Origin of the sequence: Rhizobium cerradonense, from assembly GCF_030182455.1 — a bacterium.
Lineage (GTDB): Bacteria > Pseudomonadota > Alphaproteobacteria > Rhizobiales > Rhizobiaceae > Rhizobium.
In genome coordinates this window covers 610168-631238 of the sequence record NZ_JAQJCK010000002.1, presented here as the reverse complement: position 1 = coordinate 631238, position 21071 = coordinate 610168, and the positions used below count along the sequence as shown (strand labels likewise).

Annotated in this window: 21 protein-coding genes; 13 read left to right on the top strand and 8 right to left on the bottom strand. The window is 59.4% G+C overall.

Annotation, left to right across the window (positions count from 1 at the left end; all coding sequences use genetic code 11):
- Positions 1-13 precede the first annotated feature (13 nt).
- Positions 14-1393 (top strand): ATP-binding protein, encoded by a 1380-nt coding sequence (locus tag PH547_RS07210; protein WP_104823728.1) that lies wholly within the window; start codon positions 14-16, stop codon positions 1391-1393.
- A gap of 21 nt (positions 1394-1414) precedes the next feature.
- Positions 1415-1996, top strand: coding sequence for a DUF1349 domain-containing protein (locus PH547_RS07205; protein WP_104823729.1), 582 nt, complete (start codon positions 1415-1417; stop codon positions 1994-1996).
- Between the two features lie 32 nt (positions 1997-2028).
- Here PH547_RS07205 and PH547_RS07200 read toward each other — a convergent pair whose 3' ends face one another.
- The 4 genes from PH547_RS07200 to PH547_RS07185 form a co-directional block, all read right to left on the bottom strand.
- Positions 2029-2370, bottom strand: coding sequence for a tRNA-binding protein (locus tag PH547_RS07200; protein WP_028751650.1), 342 nt, complete (start codon positions 2368-2370; stop codon positions 2029-2031).
- Positions 2371-2389: 19 nt separating this feature from the next.
- A complete protein-coding gene (proC, locus tag PH547_RS07195; protein ID WP_104823730.1) occupies positions 2390-3229 on the bottom strand; it encodes a pyrroline-5-carboxylate reductase in 840 nt (279 codons plus the stop codon).
- Position 3230: 1 nt separating this feature from the next.
- A complete protein-coding gene (locus tag PH547_RS07190; protein ID WP_104823731.1) occupies positions 3231-3731 on the bottom strand; it encodes a type III secretion system chaperone family protein in 501 nt (166 codons plus the stop codon).
- Positions 3732-4122: 391 nt separating this feature from the next.
- Entirely contained in the window at positions 4123-4383 is a 261-nt protein-coding gene (locus PH547_RS07185) for an accessory factor UbiK family protein (protein WP_104825153.1), read from the bottom strand.
- 264 nt (positions 4384-4647) lie between these two features.
- Here PH547_RS07185 and lgt point away from each other — a divergent pair, with 264 nt between their 5' ends.
- The 6 genes from lgt (at position 4648) to PH547_RS07155 (ending at position 10763) form a co-directional block, all read left to right on the top strand.
- Positions 4648-5535: a prolipoprotein diacylglyceryl transferase gene (lgt, locus tag PH547_RS07180; protein ID WP_104823732.1), complete on the top strand. Its 888-nt coding sequence runs from the start codon at positions 4648-4650 to the stop codon at positions 5533-5535.
- A gap of 78 nt (positions 5536-5613) precedes the next feature.
- On the top strand, positions 5614-6711 hold the full coding sequence (locus PH547_RS07175; RefSeq protein ID WP_104825154.1) for a class I SAM-dependent methyltransferase: 1098 nt from the start codon (positions 5614-5616) through the stop codon (positions 6709-6711).
- 126 nt (positions 6712-6837) lie between these two features.
- Positions 6838-7620, top strand: coding sequence for a peptidoglycan editing factor PgeF (pgeF, locus tag PH547_RS07170; RefSeq protein WP_285167869.1), 783 nt, complete (start codon positions 6838-6840; stop codon positions 7618-7620).
- A gap of 1 nt (position 7621) precedes the next feature.
- On the top strand, positions 7622-8773 hold the full coding sequence (locus PH547_RS07165) for a M24 family metallopeptidase (protein ID WP_104823734.1): 1152 nt from the start codon (positions 7622-7624) through the stop codon (positions 8771-8773).
- 55 nt (positions 8774-8828) lie between these two features.
- Positions 8829-9725: a hypothetical protein gene (locus tag PH547_RS07160; RefSeq protein ID WP_104823735.1), complete on the top strand. Its 897-nt coding sequence runs from the start codon at positions 8829-8831 to the stop codon at positions 9723-9725.
- A 105-nt stretch (positions 9726-9830) separates the two neighbouring features.
- Positions 9831-10763, top strand: coding sequence for a ribose-phosphate pyrophosphokinase (locus PH547_RS07155; RefSeq protein ID WP_104823736.1), 933 nt, complete (start codon positions 9831-9833; stop codon positions 10761-10763).
- Between the two features lie 120 nt (positions 10764-10883).
- Here the strand turns inward: PH547_RS07155 and PH547_RS07150 are convergent, their stop codons facing one another.
- The 3 genes from PH547_RS07150 to PH547_RS07140 form a co-directional block, all read right to left on the bottom strand.
- A complete protein-coding gene (locus PH547_RS07150; protein WP_285167868.1) occupies positions 10884-12119 on the bottom strand; it encodes an MFS transporter in 1236 nt (411 codons plus the stop codon).
- 25 nt (positions 12120-12144) lie between these two features.
- Positions 12145-13599 carry a hypothetical protein gene (locus tag PH547_RS07145; RefSeq protein ID WP_285167867.1) on the bottom strand — a complete coding sequence of 485 codons (1455 nt, stop codon included), beginning with the start codon at positions 13597-13599 and terminating at the stop codon, positions 12145-12147.
- 115 nt (positions 13600-13714) lie between these two features.
- Positions 13715-15157, bottom strand: a complete 1443-nt coding sequence (locus PH547_RS07140) for a hypothetical protein (protein WP_285167866.1) — start codon at positions 15155-15157, stop codon at positions 13715-13717.
- 295 nt (positions 15158-15452) lie between these two features.
- On the opposite strand from PH547_RS07140, the gene PH547_RS07135 reads away from it, so the two are divergent.
- The 5 genes from PH547_RS07135 (at position 15453) to PH547_RS07115 (ending at position 20702) form a co-directional block, all read left to right on the top strand.
- On the top strand, positions 15453-16070 hold the full coding sequence (locus PH547_RS07135; RefSeq protein WP_283046637.1) for a 50S ribosomal protein L25/general stress protein Ctc: 618 nt from the start codon (positions 15453-15455) through the stop codon (positions 16068-16070).
- A gap of 244 nt (positions 16071-16314) precedes the next feature.
- Complete coding sequence (locus PH547_RS07130; protein ID WP_104823741.1) at positions 16315-18681, top strand: EAL domain-containing protein; 2367 nt, start codon at positions 16315-16317, stop codon at positions 18679-18681.
- Positions 18682-18697: 16 nt separating this feature from the next.
- Complete coding sequence (locus tag PH547_RS07125) at positions 18698-19429, top strand: substrate-binding periplasmic protein (RefSeq protein WP_283046640.1); 732 nt, start codon at positions 18698-18700, stop codon at positions 19427-19429.
- Positions 19430-19504: 75 nt separating this feature from the next.
- A complete protein-coding gene (pth, locus tag PH547_RS07120) occupies positions 19505-20221 on the top strand; it encodes an aminoacyl-tRNA hydrolase (protein WP_283046642.1) in 717 nt (238 codons plus the stop codon).
- Between the two features lies 1 nt (position 20222).
- Positions 20223-20702, top strand: a complete 480-nt coding sequence (locus PH547_RS07115) for a GNAT family N-acetyltransferase (RefSeq protein ID WP_283046644.1) — start codon at positions 20223-20225, stop codon at positions 20700-20702.
- 17 nt (positions 20703-20719) lie between these two features.
- On the opposite strand, the gene clpS is transcribed toward PH547_RS07115, so the two are convergent.
- Positions 20720-21031, bottom strand: a complete 312-nt coding sequence (clpS, locus tag PH547_RS07110) for an ATP-dependent Clp protease adapter ClpS (protein WP_104823745.1) — start codon at positions 21029-21031, stop codon at positions 20720-20722.
- Positions 21032-21071 lie beyond the last annotated feature (40 nt).

Sequence of the window (21071 nt, the reverse complement as noted above, 5' to 3'; positions counted from 1 at the left end):
GGGATCAGCGGCGATGGTGACATTCGACTCGATCAGACGCGATCAGGAGCACATGCCCTCCAATGGCATGCGCTGGCTTTCGCGCTGGTGGCGGCGACGGCTGCCGACCGGCCTTTATGCGCGTACGCTGCTGATCTTCATCCTGCCCATGATCATCCTGCAGGCGGTCGTCACCATCGTCTTCATGGAGCGCCACTGGCAGATGGTGACGCAACGCCTGTCGATGGCCACCACCCGCGACATCGCCGCCGTCATCGACATCATTCAAACCTATCCGCAGGATGCCGACTATTCCCAGGTCGCGCAGATGGCTCGGCAAAAGCTCGACCTCGCCATCTCCATCGAGCCGGGCGGCGAACTGCCACCGCCGCGCGAGAAGCCGTTCTTTTCGATTCTCGATGGCATCTTGAGCGACGAAATCCGCGACCAGATCAATCTCCCCTACTGGGTCGACACGGTCGGAAATTCGAGCCTCGTCGAAATCCGCATCAAACTGCCGGACAAGGTGCTGCGCGTCTTTGCCAAGCGGAGCCAGACCTACGCCTCGAATACACATATCTTCATTCTTTGGATGGTCGGCACATCGCTGGTGCTGATCGGCATTGCCGTCTTGTTCCTGCGCGGCCAGATACGGCCGATCCTGGCGCTGACGCAGGCCGCCGAGAGTTTCGGCAAGGGCCAGCGGCTGGAGAACTATTCGCCGCGCGGCGCCGACGAAGTGCGCCGCGCCGGTCTCGCTTTCATCCTGATGCGCGAGCGCATCGAACGGCAGATCGAACAGCGCACCGCGATGCTTTCCGGCGTCAGCCATGACCTGCGCACCGTGCTCACGCGCTTCAAACTGCAGCTCGCCCTTGTCGGTGATAATCCCGATCTTGTCGGCCTCAGCGAGGACGTCGAGGACATGCAGAGCATGCTGGAGGGCTATATGGCCTTCGCCCGGGGCGAGGCGGAAGAGGATGTCGGCAAGCTGCGGCTCAGCGATATCCTCGACAAGGTCGAACAGGACTTCTCGCTGCACGGCAAATCCATGAGCTTTTCCATCGATGGCGACAATGAAATCTCCGTCCGTCCGAATGCCTTCACACGGCTGGTGACAAACCTCGCCTCCAATGCGCGTCGCTATGCACATACGCTACGTATCGAAGCTAAGCACAGCCCCAAATGGCTGACGATTAATTTCGACGACGACGGCCCCGGCATTCCCGTCAATGCGCGAGAGGATGTGTTCAAGCCGTTCTTCCGGCTGGACGAGGCGCGCAATCTCGACAATTCCGGCACCGGCCTCGGCCTTGCCATTGCCCGCGATATCGCTCGCAGCCACGGCGGCAATGTCACGCTCGGCGACAGCCCGTTGGGTGGCCTGCGCGCCACCATCCGCATTCCCGCTTGAGGACCCAAGAGAGGACATTGCATGCCGATCGACATCAACGACATGCATTGGCTCAATCTGCCGCCGGCCTGGGAAATGAATAACGGCCGGCTCATCGTCCGCTCCGGCGACAAGACGGATTTCTGGCAGGGAACCTATTACGGCTTCCACCGCGACGACGGCCATTTCCTCGGTCGACATTGGCATGGCGACTTCACCGCCGAGATCACTTTCATCGGTCACTATCGCGAACTCTATGACCAGGCCGGCCTCATGGTCCGCCATGACGACATGCACTGGATGAAATGCGGGATCGAATATACCGACGACGCCAAGCATTTCAGCGTTGTGGTCACAGACGGCAATTCCGATTGGTCTGCCTTCCGGCTCGATCATGAGTTTGACGCCATGTCGGCGCGGGTGACGCGCAACGGCGACGCGCTTTTCGTTCAATACCGCACCGACAAGATGAACGAGTGGCGCATGGCCCGCCTCGCCTGGTTCGACCCTACGCTGGAAGACGTCGCCATCGGCCCCGTCTTCTGCTCACCGCAACGCGATGGTTTCGAAGCGGAGTTTCTGGATTTCATTGTATCGGAGCCGGTGTCGCGGGATATTCATTAACGTAAGACCTTCTCCGGGGGAGAAGGTAAAACTCACATCATCTTCCTGCCATTCGGCACAGGCTGGGTCACGGCAGCAAGCACGATCGCGCCGGATTCGTCCTCGAAGCCGAGGGTCAGCACTTCGGAGCGGACGGGACCGATCTGGCGCGGCGGAAAGTTGACGACGCCGAGGACCTGGCGGCCGATGAGGGATTCCGGCGTGTAATGCACGGTGATCTGCGCCGAGGAGCGCTTGATGCCGATCTCCGGTCCGAAATCGATCTTCAATTTGAAGGCGGGCTTGCGTGCTTCTGGAAAAGGCTCCGCCTCGATGATCGTCCCGACACGGATATCCACCCGCTCGAAATCGCCATAGGTGATCTCTTCCGCCATAGGCACACCCTCTGGAAATTTAACCGGCCAGTTCCTGCGCGCGCTTACGCGCTGCCTCCAGCGCCTCATCGAACAGAGGCTGCATGCCATCTTCCGCCATCAGAACGGCAAGGGCTGCGGCAGTCGTTCCGCCGGGAGACGTCACGTTCTGACGCAGTCGCGAAGCGTCATCGGGGGACTGATGCAACAATTCACCAGCCCCCGCGACAGTTTCCCGTGCGAGACGCATGGCGAGGTCCGCCTGCAGGCCGAGCTTCCGGCCCGCCTCCGCCATGCACTCGACGAGATAAAAGACATAAGCCGGTCCGCTGCCGGAAACGGCCGTTACCGAATCGATATCGGCCTCCGCTGGCACCCACTCGACCGGACCGGACACCTTCAAGAGATTTTGCACCAACTGGCGCTGGCGCTCGCCGACTTTGGCATTGGCAAACGCACCGGTAACGCCGCGGCCGACCATGGCCGGCGTGTTCGGCATTGCGCGCACCATCGCCGCTTCACCGAGATGATTTTCAAGAAAAGCCAATGTCTTACCGGCAGCAATCGACACCACCACCGTATTCGGCCCGATCGACGCCTTGAATGGCGGCAATACATCTTCCATGACCTGCGGCTTGACGGCGATGAAGAGAACGCCGGCGGTCACACCTGCGGGAACGCTGGTAACATGGCTCGCACCGGCATCGGCGATCAACTTCAGCATCGCCTCGGACGGCTTGGGATCCACGACGGTCACCGAGGAACCCGGCACGCCGTTCTTCAGCCAACCCGTCAACAGGGCGCCGCCCATGTTGCCGGCCCCGATCAGGATGATCGGATCGGAGGATGCGAAAGCGCTCGAGGATGCCTCAGTTGCCATATCAGGCTTCGCCCACGGTTTCGAAAAGTACGGCTTCCATGGCGCGGTTTGCGTCAAGGCCGGACCACACTACAAATTGGAAAGCCTGATAGTAAGCTTCGCAGGTGTCAAGAGCATTGGACAGCAACACTTCCACCTGCCTGTTGGTCGGCTCGGCGCCGCCGGAAAGCAGCAGCGACTGCCGGAAGATCACGATATCTTCCTGCCGCCACAGATCGAAATGCCCCATCAGCACCTGACCATTGATGCAGGACAGCAGCTTGATGACCTCGTTGACACGCGGATCAGGAACTTTGATGTCGAAGGCGCAGGCGATGTGCAGCGCCTCGAACTCCTCCATCCAGGAGAAGGAGACATGATAATCGGTCCACCGGCCTTCGACGGTCATGGCGATTTCATCCTCGCCGGACCGCTCGAACGACCAGTCATTATTGGCGGCCACGAATTCGATCATGTCGACCGGATTCGACTGTCGTTCGACTTCCATTTCCATAAGGCTCATGCAGCACCTTCTTGACCGGAATGAATGCAGTTTCCCCGTGCTCGAACACTGAAAAAACGCAAACAGTTTTACTCCGGAAACATACTCGGGATGATGTTGAACGGCCGCCAGACTAACGCATCCACCCTGCCCGGAGCTTACCAAGTCCGTTTCGAATCATCATTTAAAATCAGTGTATAACGGCATGCCCGGCATGCCAGCCCCTCATCGGAGATTTTGGCGAAGGGTGCTGTGGACAGCTCTTCCGATGTCTATTCAGAAGGGAGTCATAACTGACTCTGACGATTGGCTTTTTTGCCTGTGTCCACAGGTGGAAAAACTGTCGAAAATTTTAGAGGAAAAATGCGCGGCAGACGCGTGCCGCGCCGATTTCTCGCAAAATTAATTGCGATTACTTGCCTTCGGAGGAAAGACGCGCTTCCAGCGCTTCGATTCTTGCAAGCAGCGCTTCGTTTTCGTCGCGCGCCTTGATCGCCATTTCGCGAACGGCTTCGAACTCCTCGCGCTTGACGATATCCAGGCTGTTCAACCAGCGTTCGGCCTGGGCATTGAACGCCGTTTCGATCTCGCGGCGCACGCCCTGGGCAGCACCGGCGGCATCGGTCATCAGCTTGGCGAATTCATCCAAGATACGGTTCGGTCCAGTGCTCATAGTGATCTCCTTACGGCCGTCGGCCCCGAAAATGGACGGCATCATAGATGGGGCCAGATAGATCTGAGGTAAGATTTCCGAGGGTTCGATGCAAGCAAATTGAGATAGAGCGGGACAACCGGTGCCGTGGTGCGGGACACACGAATAATCGACTTGACCGTTTCATTAGCGAACGCCATGTTCCGCGCACATTGGATTTAGCATGCTCTTATCCAATAGCTGCGTCATAGCTTTGGGAATCATGCTCTAACGGACCCGACAATCTTGCTGACATCCGCCTACCTCGCCGCCATCCTGCCGTTTCCGGATATCGATCCGATCGCTTTTTCGCTCGGGCCGCTGTCGATCCACTGGTACGGCCTCGCCTATGTCGCTGGCATCCTGCTCGGCTGGTTTTATGCGAGACGGCTGGTCGACAACGGCAAACTCTGGCTGAACGACACAGCGCCGATGACGCGTGCGCATCTGGACGACTTCATCCTGTGGGTCGCCTTCGGCATCGTGCTCGGCGGACGCATCGGCTATATCCTGTTCTACGACCTCGATCCGGTGCTCGCCAATCCGATCCGCGCCATCGAGGTCTGGAATGGCGGCATGTCTTTCCACGGTGGATTGATTGGCACGACCATCGCCATGATTTTGTTTGCCAATCGCAACAAGATTCCGGTTTGGAGCCTGTTCGATATCGTCGCCGCCGTTGCCCCGATCGGTCTTTTCTTCGGCCGTATCGCCAATTTCATCAACGGCGAGCTCTGGGGCCGGACCACCGATGTGCCCTGGGCGATGGTTTTCTGCAGCCCGCATATCATAGCCGCTCACCAGGGCGTCTGCCCTGCCGGCCCTGATCCGCGCCACCCCAGCCAGCTCTATGAAGCCGGCATCGAGGGCATCGTGCTCTTCACCGTCCTCTTCATCCTCACGCGCTGGGTGTTGGCGCTGAAGAAGCCCGGCACCGTCAGCGGCGTCTTCGTCATCGGTTACGCCTTCTCGCGCATTTTCGTCGAATTCTTCCGCCAGCCTGATGAGCAGCTCGGCTATCTGCTTGGCACGAACTGGCTGACCATGGGCATGGTGCTCTCCCTGCCAATGGTCGCGATCGGCCTGTGGGCCGTTATCCGCGCCCGCCACGTTGCAGCCAGGCAGACGGCTTGAACTCTGGGTTTAATGTCGCATGATCCGCCCGAAAGCCGCTTCATATTTTTCGGGACCATGCTTTTGCGAGACCAAACGATGACGACCGCGCTCGGGGAAAAAATCAAGGCCATTATCCGTGCCAACGGACCGGTCAGCATCACCGACTATTTCTCGCTTTGCCTCGCTGACCCGCAGCACGGCTACTATAAGACGCGCGAGCCCTTCGGCCGCATCGGCGATTTCGTCACGGCACCCGAGGTCAGCCAGCTCTTCGGCGAGATGATCGGCGTCTTCATGGTGCACGCCTGGCAGCGCCACGGCACGCCGGCCAATGTCCGCCTCGTCGAAATTGGCCCTGGCCGCGGCACGATGATGGCCGACATGCTGCGCGTCATCGCCAAGCTTGCGCCGCCGCTCTTCGATGCGATGAGCGTGCATCTGGTCGAAACCAGCGAGCGGCTGCAGGGGTTTCAGCGCCAGACGCTCGACGCTCATGGTGACAAGGTTTCCTGGCATTCGGACTTTGACGAGGTGCCGGCGGGTTTCACCCTTCTAGCCGCCAACGAACTGTTCGACGCCATTCCCATTCGCCAGTTCGTCCGCACCGCCAACGGTTTTCGTGAGCGCACGGTCGGGCTCGACGTCAATGACGAGCTGAGTTTCACGGCCGGCGTCGCCAGCCTCGACCCCGCGCTTCTTCCCGCGGGGCCGCTTCCGCCGGTCGGCACGATCTTCGAAATCGCCCCTGCCCGCCAAGCGGTTATGACGACGATCTGCGACCGGCTCGCCGCCCATGGCGGCACTGCGCTCGCCATCGATTACGGCCATATGGCGACGGGCTTCGGCGATACGCTGCAGGCCGTGCGCATGCATGAATACGACCCGCCGCTGGATCATCCCGGCGAAGCGGACCTCACCAGCCATGTCGATTTCCAACATCTGGCCGAAACCGCTCTTGCTTCCGGCCTGCATATCAATGGATGCTGCCATCAGGGTGATTTTCTCATCGGCCTTGGGCTTTTGGAGCGGGCTGCGGCGCTTGGCCGCGACCACGATGCCGCGACGCAAGACAATATCCGTACCGCCGTGGAACGGCTCGCCGGCGCCGGCGAAGGCAAGATGGGCGAGCTTTTCAAGGTACTGGCCGTCTCCAGTCCGGCGATCGATCTTTTGCCCTTTCGTCCAGTCCGCTGATCAACGCTAGTGATCTCTGCGGATTGACAGAACGCGCATCGCTGGGCCAACATCCCGCTCAAATCGAACCGCTTCGCCACGGAAGCGTTATTTCCAGCACGAAAGAACATATCAAGGGACGCCGCATTGCCGACTCCGATCGAAAGCACGCTGCTGAGCGCCGCCAAGAGCGCCGGCATCCGCCACGGCTATTTCACCCGTGACGGCGGCGTTTCTGAGGGCCTTTATCGCGGATTGAATGTCGGCCTCGGCTCCAACGACAATCGGGAGCATGTCCAGGAAAATCGCCGTCGCGTCGCTGCCTGGTTCGGCCTGCCGCTGGAACGGCTCGCGACCGTTCATCAGATCCATTCGCCCGACGTGATCGCCGTCGACGCAAACTACGACGGCACGCGCCCGCAAGCCGATGCCATGGTGACGGCGACGCCAGGGATCGTGCTCGGCGTGCTCGCCGCCGATTGCGGCCCAATCCTCTTCGCTGATCCTGAAAACCGGGTGATTGGAGCTGCCCATGCCGGCTGGAAGGGCACACTGACCGGCGTTCTGGAAAACACCATCGAAGCCATGGTCGCGCTCGGCGCCAAGCGGGGGATGATCACCGCCTGCCTCGGCCCCTCGATCAGCCAGGCAAGCTACGAAGTCGGCCCGGAATTCGTGGATCGCTTCATCGCTTACGACCCGGGCTATGCCAAATACTTCATTCCGTCCGAGCAGGCCGGTCACGCGATGTTCGACCTGCCGGGTCTGACGATCGACCGCCTGCGCAAGGCCGGCGTGACCGCCGAAAACCTCAATCTCTGCACCTATCCCGATCCCGACCGCTTCTTCTCCTATCGCCGCACCACGCATGCGAAGGAACCGGATTACGGTCGACAGATTTCCGCTATTGCCATCGAGGAGACGTTCTAAAATGGCCCTGCATTTCGAACGCAGTGAATTCGACGCCCGCCGTGCCCGCCTTCTCGCGAAAATGCAGGAAGAGAAGATCGACGCCATGCTGCTCTTCGCGCAAGAGAGCATGTTCTGGCTGACGGGTTACGACACCTTCGGCTACTGCTTCTTCCAGACGCTGGTGGTCAAGGCTGATGGTACGATGGTGCTGCTCACCCGCTCGGCCGATCTTCGCCAGGCGCAGCTCACATCGGTCATCTCCGACATCCGCATCTGGGTCGACCGCGTGAACGCCGATCCGACTCTCGATCTCAAGGAATTGCTGGTGGAGCTCGATCTCCTCGGCGCCCGTATCGGCGTGGAATACGATACCCATGGCATGACCGGCCGCGTCGCGCGCCTGCTCGACAACCAGATAGCCACCTTCGGCCAGATCATCGACGCTTCCTATCTCGTCAGTCGTCTGCGCCTCGTCAAAAGCCCGACGGAAATCGCCTATGTCGAGCGCGCCGCTGCGCTTGCCGACGATGCGCTGGACGCAGCACTTGCCCTGATCAAGCCCGGTGCCGACGAAGCTGACATCCTTGCCGCCATGCAGGGCGCGATCTTTTCCGGCGGCGGCGATTATCCCGCCAATGAGTTCATCATCGGCTCCGGCGCCGAGGCCCTGCTTTGCCGCTACAAGGCTGGCCGCCGCAAGCTGGATGCCAACGACCAATTGACCCTCGAATGGGCCGGCACCTATGCGCATTACCACGCCGCCATGATGCGTACGGTCGTCATCGGCGATCCGACTCATCGCCACCGCGAACTCTACAATGCGTGCCTCGAGACCATCCAGGCGATCGAAACCGTGCTGAAGCCCGGCCACACCTTTGGCGACGTCTTCGACATGCATGCCAAGATCATGGACGAGCGCGGCCTTGCCCGACACCGGCTGAACGCCTGCGGCTACTCGCTCGGCGCCCGCTTCTCGCCCTCTTGGATGGAGCATCAGATGTTCCATATCGGCAATCCGCAGGAGATCGAAGAAGGCATGTCGCTCTTCGTGCACATGATCATCATGGACTCCGACACCGGCACCGCGATGACGCTCGGCCAGACCTATCTGACGACCTCTCAGGCTCCAAAATCTTTGTCGCGTCACCAGCTCGAATTTCTTAACCGTTAGCAGCGTAAAATAGCGATCCTGAACGGGGTGACCGTCGAGGGAAAGGATCGCGCAAATGGGACTGGTCAGGACAGCGTTTATTTCCGTTGGCTTCTGCTTCGCGCTCGCCGCCTGCAACACGACGGATGCCCTGACCCCGCCCGAAAGCATCGGCGATGCCGGCTCCAGCCCCGTCACCCAACGCGACGTCGAGCGCATGGCTTCCGCGCCGCAACGCCAGCAGAATTATGAGACCGCGCAGGACAGCTACAGCTACCAGCGGCAGGGCTATCAGCAGCAGGGATATCAGTCGCAAAACTATGGCGGTGGTGGCTCGCTCGACGATCAGGCGGCCGCGCTAAGAAGTGGCGGTCGCAATCCCTATGCCTCCCGCCCGCTCGACGGCTCGCGGACCGCCTCCATCCAGTCACAGGATTCGCAGGCTTCGGACGCAGACGAGCAGCGCGAGGCCGATCGCCGCCTCTCCGACGATCCACAACCGCAGCCGCAGCGGCAACAAGCGGCTGAAGACCCGCAGGATGATCAGCAGCAGCCTGAACAACAGCAACAACAGCAAGCCTCCCTTCCCCCTGCCGTAGCCACGGATAGAAACAGCGTCCGCTTCCTGCCGATCATTGGCGCGCCGGTTCAGGCCGTAACACCACTGTCGCGTCAACTCGGGGCCGAGGCCCGCGCGCTCGGCCTGACGATCAAGAGCTCCAGCGATTCCAGTGCCAGCTATATCCTGAAGGGCTATCTATCCGCCTTCGAGGACGGACCGCAGATTTCCGTCACCTATGTCTGGGATGTTCTCGACAACAGCGGCGCCCGCCTGCACCGAATCCAGGGATCGGAAAGTGCGCCACTGAAACGCGGTGATCCGTGGGCCGCCATCCCGCCCTCCGTCATGCAAAAAATCGCCACGGAAACCATGTCGGATTTCAATTCCTGGCGCGACTCCCGCGGTGGATAGCCACAAGCTTTTCAGAAATATGAAAGCTATTGCGCTGTAGCCCCTTGCATTCGAGAGCGAGGCGGTTAAAAGCGCGGCTATCAGGTTGGTAACAGGCGGGCCACAATGAAGGTTTTCGCAGGCAATTCGAACCGGCATCTCGCCGAAGCGATCTGCAATTATCTCAACGTTCCCTTGGGCAAGGCCAGCGTCCGGCGTTTCGCGGACCAGGAAATCTTCGTTGAAATCCAGGAAAACGTGCGCGGCGAGGATGTTTTCGTCGTCCAGCCTACCTCGTTTCCGACAAACGATCATCTGATGGAACTGCTGATCATGATCGATGCGATGCGCCGCTCGTCGGCGCGGCGCATCACGGCCGTTCTTCCCTATTTCGGCTATGCCCGCCAGGATCGTCGCGCCTCCGGGCGCACGCCGATCTCGGCCAAGTTGGTGGCAAATCTGATCACCGAGTCTGGCGCAGACCGCGTTCTCACGCTCGATCTCCATGCCGGCCAGATCCAGGGTTTCTTCGATATACCCACAGACAATCTCTATGCACTGCCGATCCTGACGCGCGATATCAAGGCGAACTATGATATCGGCAACGTCATGGTCGTCTCCCCCGACGTCGGTGGTGTCGTGCGCGCCCGTGCACTCGCTAAACGTCTCGACTGTCTGCTGGCGATCGTGGACAAGCGCCGTGATCGCCCAGGTGAGTCCGAAGTGATGAACATCATCGGCGACGTGGAAGGAAAAGACTGCCTGCTGATCGACGATATCGTCGATTCCGGCGGCACGCTCTGCAATGCGGCCGATGCCCTGCTCGCACGCGGAGCGGCAAGCGTCACCGCCTATATCACCCATGGTGTCCTCTCCGGCGGCGCCGTCACCCGCATCACCTCGTCGAAACTGCGCGAGCTTGTCATCACCGACTCGATCCAGCCGACGACGGCCGTTCTCTCGGCCCACAATATCCGCGTGGTCTCCACGGCGGGCCTCATCGGCGAAGCGATCAATCGCACCAGCCAGGAAGAATCGGTTTCGAGCCTGTTCGACTAGCGCATCCCGCTTTCAGGTGGAATCACCTTGGGGCGGATAGGATGCTCTGGATTCAAAAGACTAGAGCGACCTTTGTGCGCTCAAATGAACGCACGCCGGTCTAAGGCCGGCCGGCTCTTCTCATGCGGGTTTCGCATCGACCGGATGGCTTTGCCTCCAGACAAGCAGCCCTATGCCAACAAGCCCGGCGACAAAGACAGCCGCACCGGCGCCCATGATCGATGGGCCGATGCCGAACCAGGCAAATAGGCTGGGCGACATGAGATAGGCCAGGAAAAGACCGAGGAAGATCGCGCACATCAGCAAGCGGTAGGCCTGCGCCAGGCGATGGGGTTCGCTGCGCGTCTGCATCAGGTGCAGCATGGCAAGATTCTCGAAGGGGCCGTTGATGGCAGCGAGGCATGCGACGACCATGAGCCATAGACGATCATGCATCAGCGGCAGCAGGAACACACCGGCGCCAAAAATCAGCTTTGCCGCGATGATCCAAACGACCGGTCTGCGCGGCTTTATGTTGCTGAGGATGAGATTGGTCGTCACGTTGCCGACGCCGTAGGCCGTCATCATCAGGCTGTAATCAGTCAAGGGATCGGCGCTGGTCTCGCGCAGATGCAGGATCATTCCGAGCAGAATGCCCATCGCCCAGGCGATATTGCCCATCAGGTTCGTGAACAGGCCATAGAGTATGGCGGCATGGCCGCGCGCCATCCGCCACCCGCCCAAGACGCCGTCGATGACCGCCGCCGCCCCCGAGAATTCGCGCCGCCGCGGCGCCGCCGGTAATTTGGCGACGGCCATCCAAACGGCGAAAGCCGAAAGCAGGAAGGTCGCCGCCGTCACCGTGAAGAACTGCGATTTCGGCAGAAAACCATTGACCAACGCAATCATGCTGGGTCCGAGGATCCGGGCCATGCGCCTCGTCGCGTCGAACAATCCGTTGGTCGCATGACGAATATCCGGATCGACCGCGATGGTCGGAAGCGTTGCCTGCAACGACGGATCGAAGGCGGAGGTCAGCAAGGCAATGCATCCGGCGAGCACCATTAACAACGGCAGGCTCATGAAATGCATGAGACCGGCAACGGACAGCACCAACAAGAGAACCGCACGCAGGACGTCGGCCGAGATCATCGTCGTGCTGTGCCGCCAGCGATCCGTCAGAATGCCACCAAACAGGCTGCCGAAGAGAAGCGCGCCTGACTGCAAGGCAGAAACATAACCCGCGTCACGACCGATGAAATCCGCCGCAATCCAGACGACGGCGACCATGTAGAACTCGGAGCCGGTTGCCGCCAACACCTGACCGGCCCACAGAAGCGAAATCGAGCGTTGGGCCAGCGGCTTTAAGACAAACATGGTCGCATTCTGAAATTCGGGCGGCTTATTTGATGACTTGTCCGTTGATCGTCACGGACTCGTCTTCGGCGATGTTGACCTCCCAACGCGAACGCCCGTCGGGATCGGTCTTTGCAAATCCCTTGGCCATCATCAGACCGAAGGACAATTGATTGAGGTCCGGTTCCGTCTTCGCGGCGTCTTGAACGGCAGAAATGGTCTTGTCGAGATCGCGGGCAAGCACCGTCATCTTCAAGGCGACACGGTCCTTTTCGTTCAACCAACCGCGCATGCTGCCGGAAGCCTCAATGTCGTAAAGGCCCGAAGCTGCACTGATTTTCGGAAAATTGATCGTCATCGTTCCGTCCGGGAACATGGCCTGCTGCAACTTTTCATCCACGGAGGGCGTACCCTCGGGATTGCTGAAATCGGCCTGCTGCAGGACATCCAACAGGGCGGTAAAATTCAGGTTGGGAAGTTGCATCTGCAGTTCGGCGGCATCGGGAATGAAGGCGATATAGTCCTCAGGCACCAGACCGGAGGCCAAGGTCAGCTTTTCGGCACGCATACCGAAATCGGCATTCACCGCGTTGGCCGGCCCGGCCATCTTGAACGAATAACCCACCTGCTGCAGCCCGCCATTGCCGAGCGGGGTCGTCACGGAAATATCCTTGGCGGAGACCGACTCTTCGAACGAGTCGGCAATCGGCATCGCGTTCCGCAGCAATGCCTTGAGCGCCGCGCTTTCACTGTCGGACAGGGTTTTTGTGTCCTTGTGGTCGGAGACGAAGCGCAAAATCTCGTTCAGCGCCTTCAGCGGCAGCTTGGTCGCACTGGCCTTGAAATCGATCGCCCCGATTTTGAATTCGCCAAGCGTCGCAGAATCGGAAGAAACCTTGTCTTGGAAGGATTGCAGGCCTCCGATCATCTGGAGGTCGAGCTTATCCGGCTCGCCGCTGCTGGATGACGAGAGCGCGTAGTTGATACCATCGATCGTGATATCGTTTTTCTCCACACCATTGTCGGTCATCTTGGTGGCGAGCGTGATGCCGCTGCCCTTCACGTCCATCGAGCGAACATAGTGGATAGCAGGGTCGAAGACGCCCGTGAAACTGGACGATGCCACCCCATAACGGAATTCTGCATCCGGGCTGCTGCCCGGCTTCGAACGCGCCGTCACGTCGATCGCATTGTTCCCCTCGATGTTCCACAGGCCGCTGTCCAGCGGTGTCGCAAGGGCGATCAACGGCTTCAGCCCGGTAATGTCGAAACCGGTGACGTTCAATTTGTCGAAGAATTTCTGCAGGTCATAGGTGATTTCATAGTGACCGCTCGTCGGCGTCACAGCAATAAAGCCGCTCTTAACGAGATCGTCGGGCAGGAAATGCGTCAGGTTGCCGAGGAGGTCCTTTGCTCCCTGCTCGTTGACGTCGGCTGCCTGCGAGGCGCCGGCCAGACCAACGGCGAAAATTGCCGCAGCGGCAACTGTTTTAAAACGCATAATTCACCCCCGTGATGCTAGGAAAAAAACAATTTGAAAGCGGGAAAACCCTAGACGTGATTCTCAATTGAATGATGACGCTGCCCACCCCCCTGCTTGCAAGCTGGACGTGGCCTCAGGGAGCCTTCATCACCTGCCCGTTCACCGTGACGGTCCGATTTTCATCCATCGTGACATCCCAGCGCAGGCGGCCATCCGGATCAGTCTTGGCAAAGCCCTTGGCGGCCAGCAGGCTGAAGGAAACGCTGTTCAGTTGCGGGTCCGTCTTTGCAGCATTTTGAATGGCGGCAACGGTCCCGTCGAAATTGCGGGCAAGGATCGTTGCCTGCAGCGAATAGCTTGCATGGTGCTTCGTGGAGCCCTTCAACGCACCGGAAACCTCAACGTCATAGACACCGGAAGTCGCGCTGATCCTCGGGAATTCGAGGGTCCCATAGCCGCTCGGGAACATGGTGCGCTTCAATGCTTCGCCCGAGATCGGCGTGGCGCGTTCCGCCACGGCTTCCAGAACCGTGTCGACGAGACCATCGAAGTTGATGTTGGGAATTCCGAGCTGCACATCGACCGTCTCGGGCAGGAAAGCCGCATAAGCTGGCGGAATAAGATCGGCGTCCGGCGTGAAATGTTCCGCCCGCACACCGAAATTGATGTTGGAGGCCTTTGTCAGACCATCCATCTTGAAACTATAGTCTAAGCTCTTAACGCCGACCTTCCCTTTATCGGTCGCAAACAGCGCATTGTTCAGCGTCACCGTCTCATTCAGCGAGCCGAATACCGGCAAGGCGCGGCGCACCAGTTCCTCGAACTTCTTGCTGCCGCTCTCCGATAACTGTTTCGCCTTGATGTGCTGTACGAAGAAGCGAATGAGCTCACGCAACTCCTTCACCGGCAAGCTCGTCGCGGTCACTTTGACGTCGATGCTGTCAGCGCTGAGGTTAACGGATGGCGCGCCGGGTGCAGCAGTTTGTTCGCTGAAATGCTGCAGCATACCCTGCGATTGCAGGTCCACTTTGCCGGCCTCGGTACTGTCGGTCACCGCATGGGTGAAGGATGCGCTCTCGATGGTGGCATCCACCTTACGTCCGGCATCTTTGCCGCTGCCGATACTGGAGAACTTGGCGCCGCTGCTCTTCACCTGCATCGAGCGCATCATCTCGATCGCCGGATCGAAAATGCCTTCGACGGAGCTGGATGCGACCGAATAGGTGAGGTCGGACGCAGGCGAATGAACCGAGATATCAACGCTGTTGTCGCCCTTCAGATGCCATCTGCCCTGATCGAGCGACTGCGCGAACAGCGAGAGCGGCTTCAAGCCGGTGACGGAAAACGCGCTGGAATTGACCTTGTCGAAGAATTTCGCGAGATCGTAGGTAATCTCGTATTGATCGCCGGCCGGTTTGACCGCGACAAAACCGCTACGGGCGAGATCGCGCGAGAGCGAATGCGTCAGGATATTGCGCAGCTCCTTCGCGCCCTGCTCATTGACGTCGGCCGCCTGCGAAACGGCCGCGAGACCGATGGAAAAAACTGCGGCGGCGGCGATAGCCTTGGGGCGCATAACCCGACCTTTCCCTTTGACGCTGATCGATTGGATTCGACTGTTGAAGAGGCCGAGGGTATATGTCAAGCCATTGATAGAAATAGCATCGTCGGCTCTTTATCATGAGTTGCAATGTCATCACAGATGCGCTTTCTCCAGAGATGCTTGCACCGCCGGCCTCTTTGTATTATACGCCACGCGTCCGCGTAGACACCCTTGGAGGCAACGCGGATGAGGCAGGGCTCGCCCTCCTCCAGTTCACCCGATTCCGATGAACGGATGAACTCTCCAAATAACCTCGAAAGGAATAGCCATGAGCCAGGAAAGCTACGAGCTCAAGGCCGAGGCGCGCGAACGGGTTGGTAAGGGGTCCGCCCGTGAACTTCGCCGCAACGGTTTCATTCCCGCTGTCATCTATGGTGACAAGCAGGCCCCCATTTCGATCGCTCTCAACACCAATGAGGTGACGAAGCGCATTCATGCCGGTGGTTTCCTCACCACGATCGCGACGATCGACGTCGACGGCAAGAAGATCAAGGTTCTGCCGAAGGACTACCAGCTCGATCCGGTCCGCGACTTCACGGTCCACGTCGATTTCCTGCGCGTCTCCGGCAACACCCAGGTGACCGTCGAAATCCCGGTTCACTTCGAAAACCACGAAAAGTCCCCGGGCCTCAAGGCTGGCGGCGTGCTGAACATCGTTCGCCACGAAGTCGAAGTCCACTGCCCGGCCGATGCGATCCCGGAATTCTTCACTGTTGATCTGTCCGGTCACAAGGCTGGTGCCAGCATCCACATCTCGGATATCACCTTGCCGAAGAATGTATCCCCGGTCATCACCGACCGCGACTTCACGATCGCAACGATCGCCGCTCCGGCTGCCGGTCTTGCCGACGAAGAAGAAGGCGGCGAAGAAGAAGCCAACGCTTAATCGGCCTCTTTATCGCGACACATTCAGACCCGCCTCCCCTTGGGGACGGCGGGTTTTTCATGTATAGATTCTAATAAAAGAAATAAGAAATCTAATAATTTTTGAAATCAATACTCTATTTAAATCCATTAACCCCGCGGTTTCAGCAACATTTAACAAATTCGTGAAAGTTTACGCGAAAGAGTTGTAGAGAAAGGCCCAGCCCTAAGATCAGCCGGTCTACGACTGGGGAGCAAGCGGAACTATGAGCCATTCCGTCGAGAACAGGTTTTTCGCGATCGTCTGCGGCGCGCTGCTGGTTTTCGTCGCGCCGCTCTTCGTGTTGTTCCTTTTCCTTTCGTCCGAACGCGCCGAAAAGGAAATCAAAGACCATATCTCCGTCCTGCTCGTCGCCAATGCCCAGGCGCTGGCCAAGCCACTATGGGACCTCGATGAGGACAGCGTCACCCAGATCAGCGCGACGACGGTCGCCGAGGGCGCGGTCGTCAAGGTCAATGTCCGCGATGTCTCCGGCCAGCTCGACGTTACCCAATCCACCATCCCGAGGTCCTACAAGGGCCTCTTGGAATCCATCGCCCGCCCGATCATCTACAACGGCGTGGACGGCGCGAAAAATCTCGGCACCATCACCGTCTACTACCCAGCTCTCGGTCTCTTCGACGGCTTGAAGAACGAGGAGATCGTTTTCATCTCGATCTTCATCTTCGCCGTCCTGACCGTCTTCGGCGCCGCCCTCATCGGCAACCGCATCTTCATCATCCAGCCGCTGATGCGGCTGACCCACGCGGTCGAGGCGACCCGGCGACTCGGCTCGCGCCATCACGTAGATTGGCAGTCGAACGACGAGATGGGACGCCTCGCCCGCAGCTTCAACGACATGCAGAGCAAGCTGGAGCGCGAAGAAACCGAACTGAAGCTTGCCCACCGCCGCGCCACCGACACCTACAATCTGACGCCGGCCATGCTGTTTTCGCTCGACGATGACGATTGCATCGCCGCCGTCAGCGACTATTGGCTCGCCGCTACAGGCTATGGTCGGGCCGATGTGCTGGGACGTAAATTCGCAAGCCTGGTCCTGCCGGAATCGCGCGAGGAATACACCGAACGCAAGAGCAGCCGTCTCGACAGCGCTGCCCGTCTCGACGTCACGGTGAAGTTCCAGTGCCGGGATGACCGGGTCATGGACGTGCTGATCCTCGAAACGACGGCCATCCAGGATGGCCTTACGCTTTCGGTCATGACCGACGTCACCGACCTCAAGCAGTCCGAAGACCGCAACCTGCGCCAGGCAATCACCGACCATCTGACCGGCCTTTTGAACCGTCAAGGTTTCGAGACGGCACTCGATGCGAAGATCAACGAGGCGGATCTGCGCAAGCGCGAGCTCGCCTGCCTCTTCGTCGATCTCGACCGCTTCAAATGGATCAACGACAACATGGGCCATGCCGCCGGTGACGCGGCGCTACGCGAACTGGTTTCGCGCATGCAGGCACGATTGACCCCAGGCGACATCGCCGCCCGTCTCGGCGGCGATGAATTCGCCATCCTGCTGCTAGCGGAAGATGCCGAGAAAAGAGCATTCGATATGGCGGCCCGCATCGCCGAAGTCTTCGAGACGCCTTTCGGCGGCGATGCCCGCCTCAGCGCCAGCATCGGGATTGCCATCTACCCACGCCAGGCCGCCAACGCCGCAGAACTGTTGCTGAAATCCGATATAGCGATGTATGCCAAAAAGCGCGACGGCAAGAACGGCGCGCAGATCTTCGACAACAGCATGCTGGACGATTCCCGCCGCCGGGCCGAGCTGGAGAGCCATATCGAAAGCGGCCTGAGCGACGACTGGTTCGAAGCGCACCTGCAGCCGATCGTCAATATCGATGACCGCTCCATCGCTGGCTTCGAGGCGCTGATGCGGCTGCATCATCCGCAGAAGGGTATCCTGCCGCCGGCCCGGATCATCGACGTTGCCGAGGAGACCGGCTCGATCATACGCATCGGCAACCGCATCATGGAAAAGGCAATTTCCCACTTCGCCCGTCTCTCACGCCTCGACGGCATGCAGAATACCTACCTCGCCATCAATTTCTCGCCGCTGCAATTCGAGTCTGGCCTGCCGATGCGCATCGCGGCCCTGCTCTCCCGCCACGATATCCGCCCGGAACGTATCGTCGTCGAAATCACCGAAGCCGTGCTGATGGACGACAATCCGGAGACACGCACGGTCATCAACGAGATCTGCCGTTATGGCTGCCGCATCGCTCTCGACGACTTCGGCACTGGCTACTCATCGCTGAGCTATATCAACCGCTTCCCTGTCGACATCATCAAGATCGACCAATCCTTCGTCCGCGCGATCAACGATACTGCCTCCGATGTCAGCCTTAAGAGCCGCATGCTGGTCGAAAGCATCACGACGTTGTCGCACAAGATGAACTGCACCGTTATTGCGGAAGGCATCGAGACCGAGGAAGAGTGCGCAACCCTGCGCGCCATGGGCCTCGACTATGGCCAGGGCTACCTGTTCCACCGGCCGCAGCATCCGAACGATCTCATGAAGGCGCTTGCGGGACCGCAGGCTGACTACCTCACCCCCGTAGCGCAAGCATCATAGAGAAACGAGGAACTACATGCGAAAACTGCTGCTCCTGGTATTTTTCAGCCTGTCCTCCCTCAGCGGCCTCCACGCGGCCCAAGCCGAAACCGTCAATTTCACCACCGAGGAATATCCGCCTTTCAACTATCGCGAAGGCAAGACTCCAATGGGCGCGGCCGTCGAGCAGGTGGAGAAGATAATGACCGACATCGGCATCGACTATTCGATCGATGTGTTGCCCTGGGCGCGCGCCTACAATCAGGCACTGACGGTACCGATGACCTGCGTATTTGTCACCGCTCACAATGACGCGCGCGACAAGCTGTTCAAATGGGTTCAGCCATTGCTGATCGATCGCAATGTTCTGATCAAGCATACCGGGTCCCCCGTAACCGCCGACACGCTCGACGAAGCTCGGAACTATCTCGTCGGCACATGGCGGGGCGATTATACCGAGACTGTGTTGCGGCAAGCCAACTTTCCGCGGATCGATGTCGGCGCCGATTTCCGCGCGACGCTGAAAAAGCTTATGAGTGACCGTATCGACCTGATGCCGATCTCCGTCCTCTATTTTGACAAGCTGAAAAAGGAAGGCGACGCGGTCGAACAGGTCACCGTCCTCTCCGAACAGCCGATGGGGATCGCCTGCCAGAAGGATTTCCCGGACGATCTTCTGACGAAGATGCAGGCTGCGCTCGACAAGCTGATCGCCGACGGAACGCAGAAGCAGATATTCCTGAAGTACGGCCTGAACCTCGGCAACTGACGAGGTTGCCGCCTTGACTTTGCCGCCAATTCCCTGTGGTGAAGGGCATCAGCATTTTCCAAGGGGTGAAGCGCAATGCTTCTTATCGCGGGTCTCGGCAATCCCGGCGCCAAATATCAAGGCAACCGTCACAATATCGGCTTCATGGCCGTGGACGCGATCCACCGCCGCCACAGCTTTTCGCCCTGGTCGAAAAAATTCAGGGCGGAAATTGCCGAAGGCGAACTCGGCGGCCAGAAAGTTCTGCTGATCAAGCCGCAGACCTTCATGAACCTTTCCGGCGAATCCGTCGGCGAGGCCATGCGCTTCTACAAGCTGGAGCCTTCCGACCTAGTGGCGATCTACGACGAACTCGATCTGCCGGCCGGCAAGGCGCGGCTGAAGACCGGCGGCGGCCATGGCGGCCATAACGGCATCAAATCGATTGACGCCCATTGCGGCCGAGAATACCGGCGGCTGCGTCTCGGCATCGGTCATCCCGGCGTCAAGGAGCTGGTGCACAATCATGTGCTCGGCGATTTCGCCAAGGCAGACCGGAGCTGGCTCGAGCCTCTATTCGACGCGCTCGCCGACAATGCCGACATGTTGGTGCGCGGCGAAGATTCGCAGCTCATGAACAAGATCACCCTTGCCCTCGGCGGTAAGGCGGAAGAAGAGACGCCGAAGCCGGAAAAGAAGGCCGTGGCCAAATCGCACATCCATCAGGCCCGCAGTCACAACCAGCCACGAATGCCTGAGAGCGGCCCGATGGCCGAGATGCTGAAGAGAATGTTCGGCAAGAAGGACGATTGAAATGGCTGAGGCAGCGGGAGACGGGGCCGCGGGTATTGTCATCCGCCCGGCCACAGCCGGCGACCTGCCGCCGCTGCTAGCTCTCTACCGCCATCTCAACCACGACGATCCCGATATGGATTCCGGATTTGCGGAGGATCGGTTCGCCGCGATCTCTGCCCATCCGGGCATGACAATTTTCGTCGGCTTCGAAGGCGACCTTGCCGTTTCCTCGGTCACGCTGGTCGTCATCCCCAACCTGACGCGTTGCGGCGCGTCCTATGCGTTGATCGAAAACGTCGTCACCCATGCCGATCGTCGCCAACGCGGCCATGCTCGGGCGCTGATCGAAACGGCCGTCGCGACGGCCTGGGAGAAGAATTGCTACAAGGTAATGTTGCTCACGGGCTCCAAGGATCCGGCGACGCTGCGCTTCTACGCCAATTGCGGCTTTTCACAGGACAAGACAGGCTTCCAGATCCGGCGTTCTGCCGCCGGCTGATATATCGCCGCCCGCGCCTATTCTTCCGGTTCGGTGGTGAACATCAATGGGAAGCCGGCGCTTTTCGCCAGATCGATCGCTTCCTGCGCCTTGGTCTCAGCAATATCCCTGGCGCAGACCATGACGACGCAGGTGCCAAGCTTATGCGCGGTCATCATGACGCGATAGCCGGTCTCCTCGCTCATACGGAACACGGCCTTCAGCACCATGATGACGAATTCACGCGGGGTGTAGTCGTCATTGACGAGAATGATCTTATAAAGCTTCGGCCGATCGAGCTTCGGCTTCGTCTTAGTCTTGGGTTTTAGGATGACATCATTGTCACTCATCGGGCTCACCGTTGATGACAGGGAAAAGAAATTTGTGGCT

Coding starts and splice junctions, on each gene's coding strand:
- clpS (WP_104823745.1), bottom strand. CDS start 21,031: ATGAGTGACAATGATGTCATCCTAAAACCCAAGACTAAGACGAAGCCG.
- PH547_RS07175 (WP_104825154.1), top strand. CDS start 5,614: ATGACGACCGCGCTCGGGGAAAAAATCAAGGCCATTATCCGTGCCAAC.
- PH547_RS07200 (WP_028751650.1), bottom strand. CDS start 2,370: ATGGCGGAAGAGATCACCTATGGCGATTTCGAGCGGGTGGATATCCGT.
- PH547_RS07145 (WP_285167867.1), bottom strand. CDS start 13,599: ATGCGTTTTAAAACAGTTGCCGCTGCGGCAATTTTCGCCGTTGGTCTG.
- PH547_RS07155 (WP_104823736.1), top strand. CDS start 9,831: ATGAAGGTTTTCGCAGGCAATTCGAACCGGCATCTCGCCGAAGCGATC.
- PH547_RS07125 (WP_283046640.1), top strand. CDS start 18,698: ATGCGAAAACTGCTGCTCCTGGTATTTTTCAGCCTGTCCTCCCTCAGC.
- PH547_RS07165 (WP_104823734.1), top strand. CDS start 7,622: ATGGCCCTGCATTTCGAACGCAGTGAATTCGACGCCCGCCGTGCCCGC.
- PH547_RS07210 (WP_104823728.1), top strand. CDS start 14: ATGGTGACATTCGACTCGATCAGACGCGATCAGGAGCACATGCCCTCC.
- PH547_RS07130 (WP_104823741.1), top strand. CDS start 16,315: ATGAGCCATTCCGTCGAGAACAGGTTTTTCGCGATCGTCTGCGGCGCG.
- PH547_RS07205 (WP_104823729.1), top strand. CDS start 1,415: ATGCCGATCGACATCAACGACATGCATTGGCTCAATCTGCCGCCGGCC.
- PH547_RS07190 (WP_104823731.1), bottom strand. CDS start 3,731: ATGAGCCTTATGGAAATGGAAGTCGAACGACAGTCGAATCCGGTCGAC.
- PH547_RS07185 (WP_104825153.1), bottom strand. CDS start 4,383: ATGAGCACTGGACCGAACCGTATCTTGGATGAATTCGCCAAGCTGATG.
- PH547_RS07135 (WP_283046637.1), top strand. CDS start 15,453: ATGAGCCAGGAAAGCTACGAGCTCAAGGCCGAGGCGCGCGAACGGGTT.
- PH547_RS07150 (WP_285167868.1), bottom strand. CDS start 12,119: ATGTTTGTCTTAAAGCCGCTGGCCCAACGCTCGATTTCGCTTCTGTGG.
- PH547_RS07140 (WP_285167866.1), bottom strand. CDS start 15,157: ATGCGCCCCAAGGCTATCGCCGCCGCCGCAGTTTTTTCCATCGGTCTC.
- proC (WP_104823730.1), bottom strand. CDS start 3,229: ATGGCAACTGAGGCATCCTCGAGCGCTTTCGCATCCTCCGATCCGATC.
- PH547_RS07160 (WP_104823735.1), top strand. CDS start 8,829: ATGGGACTGGTCAGGACAGCGTTTATTTCCGTTGGCTTCTGCTTCGCG.
- pth (WP_283046642.1), top strand. CDS start 19,505: ATGCTTCTTATCGCGGGTCTCGGCAATCCCGGCGCCAAATATCAAGGC.
- PH547_RS07115 (WP_283046644.1), top strand. CDS start 20,223: ATGGCTGAGGCAGCGGGAGACGGGGCCGCGGGTATTGTCATCCGCCCG.